A 12,574-nucleotide genomic window follows, 5' to 3' on the forward strand; every position below is an offset into this window, starting at 1 on the left:
TGGCCCTCGGACACCCCGTGGGCAGCACCGGATCCCGGCTGATCACCACCGCGCTGCACGAGCTCGAGCGGACGGACAAGTCGACCGCGCTGATCACCATGTGCGCGGGCGGCGCGCTGGCCACCGGCACCATCATCGAGCGGATCTGATCCGACGATGAAGCGCCCACCGTTGCTCGATACGAATTTCACCCGCTCCATCATCAAGTGGATGGCGAAGTCGAACGTGATCGCGTACCGGGCCACCGGTGGGCGCATCGGAGGCAAGTGGCGGGTCGGCAGCGCCGCGAAGAGCGGTCTGCCGATCTGCCTGCTCACCACCACCGGCCGCAAGTCCGGCGAGCCGCGGGTGAGCCCGCTGCTGTTCCTGGAAGACGGCGACCGGGTCGTGCTGGTCGCCTCGCAGGGCGGCCAGCCCAAGAACCCGCTGTGGTACCTGAACCTGAAGGCCGACCCCAACGTGAAGGTCCAGATCCGTTCCGACGTGCGCCATCTGGTCGCGAAGGTCGCGGACGATGCCGAGCATGCGGAGCTGTGGCCCAAGCTGGTGGCGATGTACCCCGAGTTCGACGACTACCAGTCCTGGGTCGAGCGGAAGATTCCCGTCGTCGTGTGTGCGTAGCAATCACGCCCCATCTGACAGAGAATGCGTGAGAGAGCCCGCGACGGCGCCCACACCGCGTCGCGCCCGCTCCGGACGTTGCACACTCGACGGATAGGGAGATTTGTCATGACGGCAGGGCCACAGGACCAGATCATCGACCGCCGGGAGATTGCCTCGGCGCTGCTGCGCGCACTCGACCTTCGCCACGAGATCCTCGACGCGATCGTCGACAGCGACGACCACGCGGCGGCGGTCAGCACTGTGGCCCAGCTGCTCGGCACCACCGAAACGAACGCGAATGTGGTGCTGGGCCTTCAGCTCGGGCGCCTGACCAAGCTCGAGCGGGACAAGATCCGGGACGAACTCTCGAACCTCGACGCGACCCTCAAATGGCTGCCCGAGCAGCGGCCGTTCAGCACCGGCGAGGGCGTGTCCCTGCGGCCGTTCAGCCAGAGCGACTCGGACGCCGAACTGTTCCGCCGTCGCTCCGCCGAGCAGCTCGGCGACGACGGCCAGCCGTGGCCCGCCGACCGGGTGGAAGCCGAGCGGCGCGCGGGCCTGCGCCGAGTCGACGACGAGTCGGCCGCCTGGTTCGTCGCCGAGCGAAAGGCGGGCGACCACGCCGAGTGCGTCGGCCTGGTCTTCGGCGAACTCACCGGCAGCGAGGTCGAACTCGCGGTGTGGGTCGCCCCCGACGCGCGCAAGCAGGGCGTCGGCACCGCGGCGATCAAGCAGTCCCGCTCCGAACTGGCCGCCTTCTTCCCGGGCAGCATCGTCGTCGTCCGCACCCCCGCGTAGGCGCCGCCCCCCTGACAGACGCCGCTGGGCGCGTCCGGCATCCGATCGGGATCCGGACGCGCCCAGCGTCGTTGTGCTGCCTACGCGCCGTAGACCGGCGTCGGCACCTCGGCCTTGGCCAGCAGGTCCGCGACGACGGGACCGATCTCCTTGGGGTCCCAGCGGTCGCCCTTGTCCTGGCTGGGGCCGTGCCGCCAGCCCTCGGCGACGGTGATCTTGCCGCCCTCGACCTCGAACACCCGGCCGGAGACGTCCTTCGACTCGGCGCTCGCGAGCCAGACCACCAGCGGGGAGATGTTCTCCGGCGCCATCGCGTCGAAGCCCTCCTCCGGTGCGGCCATCGCCTCGGCCATCGCGCCGCCGGCGCCGACGGTCATCCGGGTGCGGGCGGCGGGGGCGATCGCGTTGACCGAGACGCCGTAGTTCTTCAGCTCGGCCGCGGCCTGGATGGTCATCTCCGCGATGCCGGCCTTGGCCGCCGCGTAGTTGCCCTGGCCGATGGAGCCCTGCAGGCCCGCACCCGAACTGGTGTTGATGATCCGCGCGTCCACCGGACGGCCTGCCTTGGACTCCGCGCGCCAGTAGGCGGCGGCGTGGCGCAGCGGGGCGAAGTGGCCCTTGAGGTGCACCCGGGTCACCGAGTCCCACTCCTGCTCGCTCATCCCGACCAGCATGCGGTCGCGCAGGAAGCCGGCGTTGTTGACCAGCACGTCGAGCCCACCGAACGTGTCGATCGCCGTCTTGACGAGGTTCTCCGCGCCCGCCCAGTCCGCGACGTCGTCACCGTTGACGACGGCCTGGCCGCCGGCCGCGATGATCTCCGCGACGACCTGCTCCGCCGGGCTCTCCCCGGTCGTGGAGCCGTCCGCGCCGGCGCCGATGTCGTTGACGACGACCTTCGCGCCCTCGGCCGCGAAGGCCAGCGCATGCGCCCGGCCGATGCCCCGGCCCGCACCCGTCACGATGACGACGCGGCCGTCCACCAATCCACTCACTTGTTCTCCTCTGTGTCTGCCGCCGCCAGGAAGGCGGGGCGCTCGCCGCCGCCGTGGACGGTCAGTGTCGAACCGCTGACGTAGGACGCCAACGGTGATGCCAGGAATGTCGCACAGTTTCCGATGTCCGCGGGCTGCGCCATCCGACCCAGCGGGACTGTCGCGCCGACCGCGGCGAGGCCGTCGGGTCCGCCGTAGTGCAGGTGAGACTGCTCGGTCTCGACCAGTCCGACGACCACCGAGTTGACCCGCACCCGCGGCGCCCACTCCACCGCCAGGCTCGTGGACAGGCTGTCGATGCCGGCCTTCGCGGCGCCGTAGGCCGCGGTGCCGGGCGACGGCCGGGCCCCGCTGACGCTCGAGATGTTGACGATCGACCCGCCCGTCTCCTGGCGCTGCATGACGGCGTTCGCGGTCTGCGCGACGAGCAGCGGCGAGAGCAGGTTCAGCTCCACGATCTTCGAGTGGAAGCGCGGGCTGGCGTCCGCGGCCAGCGCGAAGGGCGCACCGCCCGCGTTGTTGACGACTGTGTCCAGGCGCCCGTGGGTGGCGACGATCGAGTCGATCATCGCCTGCACCTGTTCGGGGTCGCGGACGTCGCAGGCGATGAACTCCGCCGTCCGTCCGTCCACCTCGACCGGCTCGTCGCCGGGCCGTCGCGCGCACGTCACCACGGTCGCGCCCGCCCCGAGGAAGGCGCGGCTGATGCCGGCACCGACCCCTCGCACACCGCCGGTGACCAGCACCACGTTGCCGTCCAGACCTAGATCCACCTGTACCTCCGCTGTCAGGGATTCTCTGCGGGCCGGGGGTGCATCCGTCCCCTCGGGACGAACTCCGGCCCGACCCGCAGGTGTGCTAACTTACCAAGCAATCGCTTGGTTTGGCGACCTACCTAAGGAATCACGATGGGAATCACTTCCAAATCCGACGGGTCCGGCATCACCACGGTCACCGTCGACTACCCGCCTGTGAACGCAATCCCCTCGAAGGGATGGTTCGAACTGGCCGACGCAATCCGCGAAGCCGGCCAGGACATGGACACCCACGTGGTGATCCTTCGGGCCGAGGGCCGCGGCTTCAACGCCGGCGTCGACATCAAGGAGATGCAGGCCACCGAGGGCCACGGCGCCCTGATCGACGCGAACCGCGGCTGCGCGGCCGCCTTCTCCGCGGTCTACGACTGCGAGGTTCCCGTCGTGGTGGCGGTCAACGGTTTCTGCGTCGGCGGCGGCGTCGGCCTGGTCGGCAACGCTGACGTCATCGTCGCGTCCGACGATGCGATCTTCGGCCTGCCGGAGGTCGACCGCGGCGCACTCGGTGCGGCCACGCACCTCGCCCGCCTGGTCCCCCAGCACATGATGCGCACGCTGTACTACACGGCCAAGAACGTCGACGCCCAGACCCTCAAGCACTTCGGGTCCGTCTACGACGTCGTCCCGCGCGAAGAGCTCGACGCCTGCGCACTGAAGATCGCCGGCGAGATCGCCGCCAAGGACACCCGGGTGATCCGGCGCGCCAAGGAAGCCATCAACCGCATCGACGTGATGGACGTGCACACCAGCTACCGGATCGAGCAGGGCTTCACGTTCGAGCTGAACCTGGCGGGCGTGGCGGACGAGCACCGCGACGAGTTCGTCGCGACGGGCAAGCCGAAGTCGAACAGCACCGCAGCCAAGGAAGAGGGCAAGTAATGGCCGAGAAGCGCAACAAGCGCCGCTCACTGGACGAGGCAGTCGCCGGCATCCAGAGCGGGATGACCGTCGGCATCGGCGGCTGGGGCTCACGGCGCAAGCCGATGGCGCTGGTCCGCGCGCTCCTGCGGAGCGACGTGAAGGACCTGACCGTCGTCGGGTACCTCGGCCCGGACCTCGGCCTGCTGATCTCCGCCGGCAAGGTCAAGCGCGCCTACTACGGCTTCGTGTCCCTGGACTCGGCACCGTTCTACGACCCCTGGTTCGCCCAGGCCCGCGTCGCGGGGACCATCGAGTCCCGCGAGATGGACGAGGGCATGGTCAAGGCCGGCCTGCAGGCCGCCGCCGCGCGCCTGCCGTTCCAGCCGATCCGCGCCGGCCTCGGCTCGGACGTGCAGACCGTCTGGGGCGACGAGCTCAAGACCGTCACGTCCCCGTACCCGGACGCGGACGGCCGCGTCGAGACCGTGCTGGCCATGCCCGCGCTGAACCTCGACGCCGCACTCGTGCACCTGGACCTGGCCGACGACCGCGGCAACGCCGCATACACCGGCGTGGACCCGTACTTCGACGACCTGTTCTGCCTCGCGGCCGAGCAGCGCATCCTCAGCGCGGAGAAGATCGTCTCCACCGAGGAGCTCGTCGCGGCCGTCCCGCGTCAGGCCCTGATCCTGAACCGCGCGATGGTCGACAGCGTGAGCGAGGCCCCCAACGGAGCCCACTTCACCTTCGCCGGCGACTACAAGCGCGACGAGAAGTTCCAGCGCCACTACGCCGAGTCCGCCAAGACCCCCGAGGCGTGGCAGGCATTCGCCGAGACCTACCTTTCCGGCAGCGAAGCCGACTACCAGGCCGCCGTGCGCAAGTTCGCAGAGGAGCAGAAGTCATGACCGAGGTAACCCGCGCGGAGTACTGCGCCATCGCCTGCGCCGACATGTTTGCCGATTCCGGCGAGATCTTTGCCTCCCCGATGGCGACGCTGCCGCTGATCGGCGCCCGCCTGGCGAAGCTCACCACCGAGCCGGACCTGCTCATCACCGACGGCGAGGCCCTGATCCTGGCCGACGCCCCGGCGATCGGCGCCACCGCGCCCATCGAGGGCTACATCCCGTTCTCGAAGGTGTTCGACGTGGTCGCGTCCGGCCGTCGCCACGTGGTGATGGGTGCCAACCAGCTCGACAAGCACGGCAACCAGAACCTCTCCGCGTTCGGCCCGCTGGACAAGCCGACCCGCCAGATGTTCGGCCTGCGCGGCGCGCCCGGCAACTCCATCAACCACGCCACCAGCTACTGGGTGGGCAAGCACTCCACCCGCGTGTTCACCGAGAAGGTCGACGTCGTGTGCGGCGTCGGCTACGACAAGGTGGACCCGGAGAACCCGGCGTTCCGCTTCCTGAAGAACTACCAGGTGGTCACGAACCTGGGCGTGTTCGACTACGCGGGCCCCGGCCAGACGATGCGCGCCGTGAGCCTGCACCCCGGCGTCACCGCCGAGGACGTCAAGGCCAACACCTCGTTCGAGGTCGCGGGCCTGGCCGAGGCCGGCGTCACCCGTGAGCCCAGCGAGGAGGAGCTGCGCCTGATCCGCGAGGTCCTGGACCCGCGCAGCCTGCGTGACCGCGAGGTCTCGCTGTGACCGGCCTGCTGAAGACGCCGTTCACCGAACTGGTCGGCATCGAGCACCCGATCGTGCAGACCGGCATGGGCTGGGTCTCCGGCCCGCGCCTGACCGCGGCCACCGCCAACGCCGGCGGCCTCGGCATCCTCGCCTCGGCGACGATGACCTACGAGGAGCTCGAGGTCGCGGTCCTCAAGACCAAGCAGCTGACGGACAAGCCGTTCGGCGTGAACATCCGCGCCGACGCGACGGACGCAATGCAGCGCATCGACCTGCTGATCCGCGAGAAGGTCAAGGTCGCCTCGTTCGCGTTGGCGCCCAAGAAGGAACTGATCGCCAAGCTCAAGGACAACGGCGTCGTCGTCATCCCGTCGATCGGTGCCGCCAAGCACGCCGTCAAGGTCGCCTCCTGGGGCGCCGACGCGGTGATCGTCCAGGGCGGCGAGGGCGGCGGTCACACCGGCGGTGTCGCGACGACGCTGCTGCTGCCGTCCGTGCTCGACGCGGTCGACATCCCGGTCGTCGCCGGCGGCGGTTTCTTCGACGGCCGCGGCCKGGCCGCGGCGCTCTCCTACGGCGCTGCCGGTGTCGCGATGGGCACCCGCTTCCTGCTGACCAGCGATTCGGCGGTGCCGGACTCCGTCAAGCAGGAGTACCTCAAGCGCAGCCTGACGGACACCACCGTGTCCGTGAAGGTCGACGGCATGCCGCACCGGGTGCTCAACACCGACCTGGTGAACAGCCTGGAGAAGTCCAGCTACGCCAAGGGCCTCGTCGCCGCCACCAAGAACGCGATGAAGTTCAAGGCGATGACGGGCATGAAGTGGTCGACGCTGGCCAAGGACGGCCTGGCGATGAAGAAGTCCGGCGACCGCACGTGGCAGCAGATCATCATGGCCGCCAACACCCCGATGCTGCTCAAGGCCGGACTGGTCGACGGCAATACCGAGGCGGGCGTGCTGGCGTCCGGCCAGGTGGTCGGCATGATCGACGACCTGCCGAGCTGCCAGGAACTGATCGACCGGATCATGACCGATGCCGTGGCACGGATCGACGCACTGGGCGCCCTGCGCGTCTGACGCGCCGGTCACCTCGCCGAAGGGCGCCGTCACCCGTTCACGCGGGTGCCGGCGCCCTTCCGCCGTCTCGGGGCACAACCGTCGGGCGTCAGCCCTGCCGGGCCTCGATCCGGGCCCGGACCTCGGGGCGCCGCAGCGGCGGAACCGTCGTCGGCGGCTGCTTCCGGGCCGGCAGGACCCCGAGCAGTCGCGTGGTGGTCGCGGTGACCTCCGCAACGGCCCGCTCGAACGGGTCCCGGGTGGCGTCGGTGAGCTTCTGGATCCCGCTCACCTTCCGGACGTACTGCCGTGCTGCCGCCTCGATCTCCTCCGCGGTGGCGGCCGGTTCGAGCCCGCGGAGTTCGGTGATGTTTCGGCACATGCCCCGACGATAGTCCCGGGCTCGGCCTCCGTGCGGGTCCCCACGGAGCCGTTTCGTCGGTCCCTCGTCGGGTACCCGCACGCGTTGTCCAATGGGGCGCAACGGCTCCGGTAGTCTCCGCCCTTGTGAAGCTTTCGTCAGACCGCCCCACTGAATCGAGCGGCCCGGGCCGGCCACGCGACCCGCAGGTGGACCTCGCGGTTCTGCAGGCAACGGTCGATCTGTTGGTCGAGTCCGGCTACCAGAAGACCACGATCCAGGCCATTGCACGGCGCGCGCAGGTGAGCGCGCCCGCGATCTACCGCCGCTGGGCGACGCGCGAGATGATCATCGAGGACGCCATCTTCCAGCTGCAGACCGGCGACGTGCCGCCTGCCACCGAGGATCTGCACGCCGACCTGCTCGCCTGGACCCGGCAGTTCCTCGACCGCACCGCCGACCCGGCCGCCCGGTCGGCCATCCCGGGACTGCTCTCGGCCTACCACCACCACGACGGCGTCCACGAGCGTCTGGTGCAGCGCGCCGAACTGCCCATCCGCACCGCTCTCGTCGCGCGGGTGCTCAAGGAAGTGCCGAACCCCGGCCCCGAGGCCGCCGCCACCGCCGAGACCGTCTTCGACCTGCTGGTCTCCACCACCATGATCCGCGGCGTCTCCCGCGGCTACGAGGACGCCGACGAGTGGTGCCGGCGGATCGCGGACGCGCTGTACGCGCTCATCCGCACCCTGTCCTGACCTACCCTCATACCACTGCAGGGCACCCGCATCGGCCTGAGCCGAACGCGGATGCCCTGCGGTGCAGCGGCGCGGTGGGTCAGCCCAGGCGCTCGATGATGGTGACGTTGGCCGTGCCGCCACCCTCGCAGATGGTCAGCAGGCCGTAGCGACCGCCGGTGCGCTCGAGCTCGTTGAGCAGGGTGGCCATCAGCTTGGTACCGGTCGCACCGAGCGGGTGGCCGAGCGCGATCGCGCCGCCGTTGACGTTGACCTTGGCCGGGTCTGCGCCGATCTCCTTGATCCAGGCGAGCACGACGGGCGCGAAGGCCTCGTTGATCTCGATCAGGTCGATGTCGTCGATGGTCAGGCCGGCCTTGGCGAGCGCGTGCTGGGTGGCCGGGATCGGCGCGCTGAGCATGAAGATCGGGTCGTCGCCGCGGGCACTCATGTGGTGGATCCGCGCGCGGGGCTTGAGGTTGTGCTTCTGCACGGCCTCCTCCGAGGCGAGCAGCAGCGCGCTGGCGCCGTCGGAGATCTGGCTGGCGACGGCCGCGGTGATGCGTCCGCCCTCGACCAGCACGTTCAGGCCGGCCATCTTCTCGAGGCTGGTCTCACGCGGGCCCTCGTCGGTGGTGAACTCACCGACCGGGACGATCTCCTTCTCGAAGCGGCCCTCGGCGATGGCCGCCTTGGCGCGCTCGTGGCTCTGCAGAGCCCACTTCTCGAGGTCCTCGCGGCTGACGTCCCACTTGTCGGCGATCATCTCGGCGCCGCGGAACTGCGACACCTCCTCGTTGCCGTAGCGCTCGGTCCAGCCCTTCGACTCGGCGGTGGGAGTGGTGAAACCGTACTGCTGGCCGACGATCATCGCGGCGGAGATCGGGATCTGGCTCATGTTCTGCACGCCGCCGGCGATGATGAGGTCGGCGGTGCCGGCCAGGATCGCCTGCGCACCGAACTGGATGGCCTGCTGGCTCGAGCCGCACTGGCGGTCGACGGTGACGCCGGGCACGTGCTGCGGCAGGCCCGCGGCCAGCCACGACATGCGCGCGATGTTGCCGGCCTGGCCACCGATCGCGTCGACGCAGCCGAAGATGACGTCGTCGACGTCCGACGGGTCGATGCCGGTGCGCTCGACGACGGCCTTGATGACGTGCGCACCCAGGTCGATCGGATGAACGGGAGCCAGGCTGCCGTTCTTCTTGCCGATCGGGGTACGGATGGCGTCGACGATGTATGCCTCGGGCATGGGAAACTCCTACGGTTCGGGTCGAGAGTTAAGAAGCCGGTCGTGACTGGGGGCTGGCGAGCCCGTCGAGCACGATCGCCAGGTACTGCTTGGCAACGGTTTCGGCGGTCATCGGCCCACCCGGCCGATACCAGCGGACCGCCACCCACACGGTGTCGCGCATGAAGCGGTAGACCAGTTCGACGTCGATGTCGGGACGGAAGCTGCCGTCCTCGATGCCGGACTCGAGCACCGAGACCCACAGGCCGCGGAACTCCCGGTTGCGCTCGGTGATGTAGTCGAACCGCTCGCTGCCGAGGAGGTGCTTGGCCTCGTCCTGGTAGATCGCCACCGCGGCGTGCGACTGGTCGATGGAGTCGAACGACGCGACCACCAGCGCCTCGAGGGTTGCCCGGGCGCCGAGTCCGGCGTCCACGATCGCGCGGTATCGGCCGAACAGGTCGTCGAGGAAGTGCTTGAGGATCTCGTCGACCATCGACTCCTTCGAGTCGAAGTGGTGGTAGAGACTGCCGGAGAGAATTCCGGCGGCATCGGCGATGTCGCGGACGGTGGTCGCGCGCATCCCACGTTCGGCGAACAGCGAGGCCGCCAGCTCGAGCAGCTCGGCTCTACGGCCGGACTTGCTGGCAGGCTCTTCGGCGGCACGGGGCGGAGGGGTCACCACTACATCGTAGCAACCAAGCGCTTGTTAGGGTATCGGCATGTCTGAAAACTCCACATGCGCCGTCGTGACCGGTGGCTCGGGCGGGATCGGGGTCGAGATCAGCAGGCTCCTGGCCGCGCGCGGACTGCCGGTTGCCGTGACCTACCACTCCAACGCCGACCGCGCCGCCGCCCTGGTCGAGGAGATCACCGCGGCGGGCGGGCGGGCCCACGCCGCCCGCGTCGACCTGGCCGACACCGACCGGGTCGCGACCTGGGCGCAGCAGCTCTGCACCGAGTTCGGCGAGCCGTCGGTGCTGGTGCACGCGGCCGGGCCGCACATCCCGATGGTGCACCTGTCGAAGGTCTCCCCCGCCACCTACTCCGAACACCTGGGCGCCGAGGCAACCGCCTTCTTCGCGCTGGTGCACGCGTTCCTGCCGGCCCTGCGCCGCACCGCGGGCTCGGTGGTCGCGGTGACGACGGCGGCCACCGACCGGTACCCGGTCCGCGACGGCCTGTCCGCGGGCACCAAGGGCGCGGTCGAGGCGCTGGTGCGCGGCTTCGCCGCCGAGGAGGGCCGGTTCGGCGTGCGCTTCAACGCCGTCGGCCCCGGCATGCTCACCGACGGGATGGCCGAGCGACTGATGGGCGGCGGCGACCTCGACGAGCACGCCCAGGCCGCCGCAATGAGCCGCATCCCGTTGGGCCGCTTCGGTTCCGCCGCCGACATCGCCGAGGCCGTCTGCTTCCTGGCGAGCGACAAGGCCGGTTTCGTCACCGGCCAGAAGCTGAACGTCGACGGCGGCTACACGGTCTAGCCGTCCTCGCCACCCCACCCCCCCGAACGACCGAATGCGACATTCGTTCAGTATCGCGATGGTCGCGGCGATCTCCCACACCTCTGCGGCGCGGCCGAAGGCCTCGCCCTCGGCCAGCTTGTCGAGCAGCTCCTCGCTGGTGACCTTCGCCAGGAAGGCGTGCCGGGCGATGGACGGCGCGACGGCGTTGATGCGGACGCCGTACTCGGCGGCCTCGATCGCGCTGCAGCGGGTCAGCGCCATGACGCCGGCCTTGGCCGCGGCGTAGTGCGCCTGCGAGTGCTGCGCGCGCCAGCCGAGCACCGACGCGTTGTTCACCAGGACGCCGTTGTGCTCGACGCTCTTGAAGTAGCGCAGCGCCGCGCGGGTGGCGCGGAAGGTGCTGGTGAGGGTGATGTCGAGGACGCGGTCCCACTGCTCGTCGGTCATGTCGACGACCGGGGTCTCGCCGCCGAGGCCGGCGTTGTTGACCAGGACGTCGATCCGGCCCAGCTGCTCGGCGGCGGAGGCGATCAGCGCGTCGACCTGCTCGGTGCTCGAGACGTCGCAGACGAACGAGGTGACCTGCTGGCCCGGGAACTCCGCGGCGAGCTTGTCGACGGTCTCGCCGAGACGGCGCTCGTGGAAGTCCGAGACCAGGACGTCGGCGCCCTCGAGCAGTGCGCGGCGGGCGGTGGCGAAGCCGATGCCGGTGCCCGCGGCCGCCGTCACGACGACCTTCTTGCCCTTGAGCAGGTTGTGGCCCTCGATCTCGACGGGTGCGGTGGCCAGGGGGGACTTGAACGACGCGGTCACGGGCGAGCCTCTCGGGGAAGTCCGAGCACGCGCTCGGCAATGATGTTTCGTTGGATTTCGTTGGAGCCGCCGTAGATGGTGTCGGCGCGGCTGAACAGGAACAGGCGCTGCTGGTCGCTGAGGTCGGCATCCTCGCCGAACGCACCGTCGCCGGCGAGCAGCGACGACGCCCCCGCGACCTCCATCGCGAGTTCGCCGAGTCCGCGGTGCCAGTTGGCCCACAGCAGCTTCGCCACGGAGGCCTCGCCGCCGTTGCCGGTGGCGTCGACCGAGGACAGCGTGCGCATGGCGTGCGCCCGCATCACCTGCAGGCCCACCCAGGCGCGGGTCAGCTTGTCCTTGATGACGGGGTCGGACGCGGCGCCGTTGCGCTCGGCGAGCTCGACGATCTCGGACAGTTCGCGGGCGAAGCCCACCTGCTGGCCGAGGGTGGAGATGCCGCGCTCGAAGGTGAGCGTGCCCATCGCGACCGACCAGCCCTGGCCGACCTCGCCGACCACCAGGTCGGCGTCGGTGCGGGCGTCGTCGAAGAAGACCTCGTTGAACTCGGAGGTGCCGGTGAGCTGGACGATCGGGCGGACCTCGATGCCCGGCTGGTCCATCGGCACCAGCAGGTAGGACAGGCCCTTGTGGCGCTGCGAGCCCGGCTCGGTGCGCGCGACGACGAAGCACCACTGCGACAGGTGCGCCAGCGACGTCCACACCTTCTGGCCGTTGATCCGCCACTGGTCGCCGTCCAGGCGCGCCGAGGTGGTGACGGCGGCGAGGTCGGAGCCGGCGCCGGGCTCCGAGTAGCCCTGGCACCACAGCTCGCTGACGTTGTTGATGCCGGGCAGGAAGCGGCGCTTCTGCTCCTCCGTGCCGAACGCGATCAGCGTCGGGCCGAGCAGCTCCTCGCCGAGGTGGCTCACCCGCGCGGGCGCCCCGGACCGGGCGTACTCCTCGTGGAAGATGACCTGCTGGCTCAGCGTGGCCTCTTTGCCGCCGTACTCCTTGGGCCAGCCGAGGCAGGTCCACCCGGCGGCCGCGAGATGGCGGTCCCAGGCAAGTCTCTCCTCGAAGGCCTCGTGCTCACGGCCGGGTCCACCCTTGCCGCGCAGCGCGGCAAACTCGCCGGTGAGGTTGTCGGCCAGCCACTCGCGAACGGTGGCGGCGAACTGGTCGTCGTCTTTGGCTGTGTCCAGCCCCTGGCTTACATCCACA

Annotated in this window: 14 protein-coding genes and 2 pseudogenes; 9 read left to right on the plus strand and 7 right to left on the minus strand. The window is 70.0% G+C overall.

The window, feature by feature from the left end; translation table 11 throughout:
- From AC1DWC_RS06545 to AC1DWC_RS06555, 3 genes and pseudogenes are all read left to right on the plus strand, one after another.
- Nucleotides 1–149, plus strand: a pseudogene (locus AC1DWC_RS06545) (steroid 3-ketoacyl-CoA thiolase); the annotation flags it as partial.
- A gap of 7 nt (nucleotides 150–156) precedes the next feature.
- Nucleotides 157–621 carry a nitroreductase family deazaflavin-dependent oxidoreductase gene (locus AC1DWC_RS06550; RefSeq protein ID WP_072843152.1) on the plus strand — a complete coding sequence of 155 codons (465 nt, stop codon included), beginning with the start codon at nucleotides 157–159 and terminating at the stop codon, nucleotides 619–621.
- 108 nt (nucleotides 622–729) lie between these two features.
- A complete protein-coding gene (locus AC1DWC_RS06555) occupies nucleotides 730–1,401 on the plus strand; it encodes a GNAT family N-acetyltransferase (RefSeq protein ID WP_072843153.1) in 672 nt (223 codons plus the stop codon).
- Nucleotides 1,402–1,481: 80 nt separating this feature from the next.
- Here AC1DWC_RS06555 and AC1DWC_RS06560 read toward each other — a convergent pair whose 3' ends face one another.
- Entirely contained in the window at nucleotides 1,482–2,396 is a 915-nt protein-coding gene (locus AC1DWC_RS06560; RefSeq protein ID WP_477906688.1) for an SDR family oxidoreductase, read from the minus strand.
- Nucleotides 2,393–3,169, minus strand: a complete 777-nt coding sequence (locus tag AC1DWC_RS06565) for an SDR family oxidoreductase (protein WP_477906689.1) — start codon at nucleotides 3,167–3,169, stop codon at nucleotides 2,393–2,395. Before AC1DWC_RS06565 ends, AC1DWC_RS06560 begins: the two co-directional genes overlap by 4 nt.
- Before the next feature lie 135 nt (nucleotides 3,170–3,304).
- Between AC1DWC_RS06565 and echA20 the strand changes: the two genes are divergently transcribed.
- The 4 genes from echA20 to AC1DWC_RS06585 are packed head-to-tail and all read left to right on the plus strand — an operon-like array spanning nucleotide 3,305 to nucleotide 6,787.
- Nucleotides 3,305–4,090, plus strand: coding sequence for a (7aS)-7a-methyl-1,5-dioxo-2,3,5,6,7,7a-hexahydro-1H-indene-carboxyl-CoA hydrolase (echA20, locus tag AC1DWC_RS06570; RefSeq protein WP_477906690.1), 786 nt, complete (start codon nucleotides 3,305–3,307; stop codon nucleotides 4,088–4,090).
- A complete protein-coding gene (locus tag AC1DWC_RS06575) occupies nucleotides 4,090–4,980 on the plus strand; it encodes a CoA transferase subunit A (RefSeq protein ID WP_477844137.1) in 891 nt (296 codons plus the stop codon). Before echA20 ends, AC1DWC_RS06575 begins: the two co-directional genes overlap by 1 nt.
- On the plus strand, nucleotides 4,977–5,726 hold the full coding sequence (locus AC1DWC_RS06580) for a CoA-transferase subunit beta (protein WP_477844139.1): 750 nt from the start codon (nucleotides 4,977–4,979) through the stop codon (nucleotides 5,724–5,726). The genes AC1DWC_RS06575 and AC1DWC_RS06580 overlap by 4 nt, the downstream gene beginning before the upstream one ends.
- Nucleotides 5,723–6,787 (plus strand): NAD(P)H-dependent flavin oxidoreductase, encoded by a 1,065-nt coding sequence (locus tag AC1DWC_RS06585; protein WP_477906691.1) that lies wholly within the window; start codon nucleotides 5,723–5,725, stop codon nucleotides 6,785–6,787. Before AC1DWC_RS06580 ends, AC1DWC_RS06585 begins: the two co-directional genes overlap by 4 nt.
- A gap of 88 nt (nucleotides 6,788–6,875) precedes the next feature.
- On the opposite strand, the gene AC1DWC_RS06590 is transcribed toward AC1DWC_RS06585, so the two are convergent.
- Nucleotides 6,876–7,148 carry a DUF2277 domain-containing protein gene (locus AC1DWC_RS06590; protein WP_477906692.1) on the minus strand — a complete coding sequence of 91 codons (273 nt, stop codon included), beginning with the start codon at nucleotides 7,146–7,148 and terminating at the stop codon, nucleotides 6,876–6,878.
- Between the two features lie 125 nt (nucleotides 7,149–7,273).
- Here AC1DWC_RS06590 and AC1DWC_RS06595 point away from each other — a divergent pair, with 125 nt between their 5' ends.
- Nucleotides 7,274–7,882: a TetR/AcrR family transcriptional regulator gene (locus AC1DWC_RS06595; RefSeq protein ID WP_477906693.1), complete on the plus strand. Its 609-nt coding sequence runs from the start codon at nucleotides 7,274–7,276 to the stop codon at nucleotides 7,880–7,882.
- Between the two features lie 79 nt (nucleotides 7,883–7,961).
- Here AC1DWC_RS06595 and AC1DWC_RS06600 read toward each other — a convergent pair whose 3' ends face one another.
- On the minus strand, nucleotides 7,962–9,113 hold the full coding sequence (locus AC1DWC_RS06600; RefSeq protein WP_477906694.1) for an acetyl-CoA C-acetyltransferase: 1,152 nt from the start codon (nucleotides 9,111–9,113) through the stop codon (nucleotides 7,962–7,964).
- Nucleotides 9,114–9,141: 28 nt separating this feature from the next.
- The gene (locus AC1DWC_RS06605) at nucleotides 9,142–9,774 is read right to left on the minus strand and encodes a TetR/AcrR family transcriptional regulator (RefSeq protein WP_072843246.1); all 633 of its coding nucleotides are present in this window, start codon (nucleotides 9,772–9,774) and stop codon (nucleotides 9,142–9,144) included.
- Between the two features lie 40 nt (nucleotides 9,775–9,814).
- Here AC1DWC_RS06605 and AC1DWC_RS06610 point away from each other — a divergent pair, with 40 nt between their 5' ends.
- A complete protein-coding gene (locus AC1DWC_RS06610) occupies nucleotides 9,815–10,576 on the plus strand; it encodes an SDR family NAD(P)-dependent oxidoreductase (protein WP_477906695.1) in 762 nt (253 codons plus the stop codon).
- A gap of 48 nt (nucleotides 10,577–10,624) precedes the next feature.
- On the opposite strand, the pseudogene AC1DWC_RS06615 reads toward AC1DWC_RS06610, so the two are convergent.
- Both AC1DWC_RS06615 and AC1DWC_RS06620 read right to left on the minus strand, forming a co-directional pair.
- Nucleotides 10,625–11,371: pseudogene (locus AC1DWC_RS06615) on the minus strand (SDR family oxidoreductase); the annotation flags it as partial.
- Entirely contained in the window at nucleotides 11,368–12,573 is a 1,206-nt protein-coding gene (locus AC1DWC_RS06620) for an acyl-CoA dehydrogenase family protein (protein ID WP_072843165.1), read from the minus strand. The gene AC1DWC_RS06620 and the pseudogene AC1DWC_RS06615, both read right to left, overlap by 4 nt.
- Between the last annotated feature and the right edge of the window lies 1 nt (nucleotide 12,574).

The sequence above is a fragment of the Rhodococcus sp. P4_C10 genome (genome assembly GCF_056402135.1).

Excerpts from the sequence above, each read along its gene's own strand:
- AC1DWC_RS06550 (WP_072843152.1), top strand. The coding sequence starts at position 157 with ATGAAGCGCCCACCGTTGCTCGATACGAATTTCACCCGCTCCATCATC.
- AC1DWC_RS06555 (WP_072843153.1), top strand. The coding sequence starts at position 730 with ATGACGGCAGGGCCACAGGACCAGATCATCGACCGCCGGGAGATTGCC.
- echA20 (WP_477906690.1), top strand. The coding sequence starts at position 3,305 with ATGGGAATCACTTCCAAATCCGACGGGTCCGGCATCACCACGGTCACC.
- AC1DWC_RS06575 (WP_477844137.1), top strand. The coding sequence starts at position 4,090 with ATGGCCGAGAAGCGCAACAAGCGCCGCTCACTGGACGAGGCAGTCGCC.
- AC1DWC_RS06580 (WP_477844139.1), top strand. The coding sequence starts at position 4,977 with ATGACCGAGGTAACCCGCGCGGAGTACTGCGCCATCGCCTGCGCCGAC.
- AC1DWC_RS06590 (WP_477906692.1), bottom strand. The coding sequence starts at position 7,148 with ATGTGCCGAAACATCACCGAACTCCGCGGGCTCGAACCGGCCGCCACC.
- AC1DWC_RS06600 (WP_477906694.1), bottom strand. The coding sequence starts at position 9,113 with ATGCCCGAGGCATACATCGTCGACGCCATCCGTACCCCGATCGGCAAG.
- AC1DWC_RS06610 (WP_477906695.1), top strand. The coding sequence starts at position 9,815 with ATGTCTGAAAACTCCACATGCGCCGTCGTGACCGGTGGCTCGGGCGGG.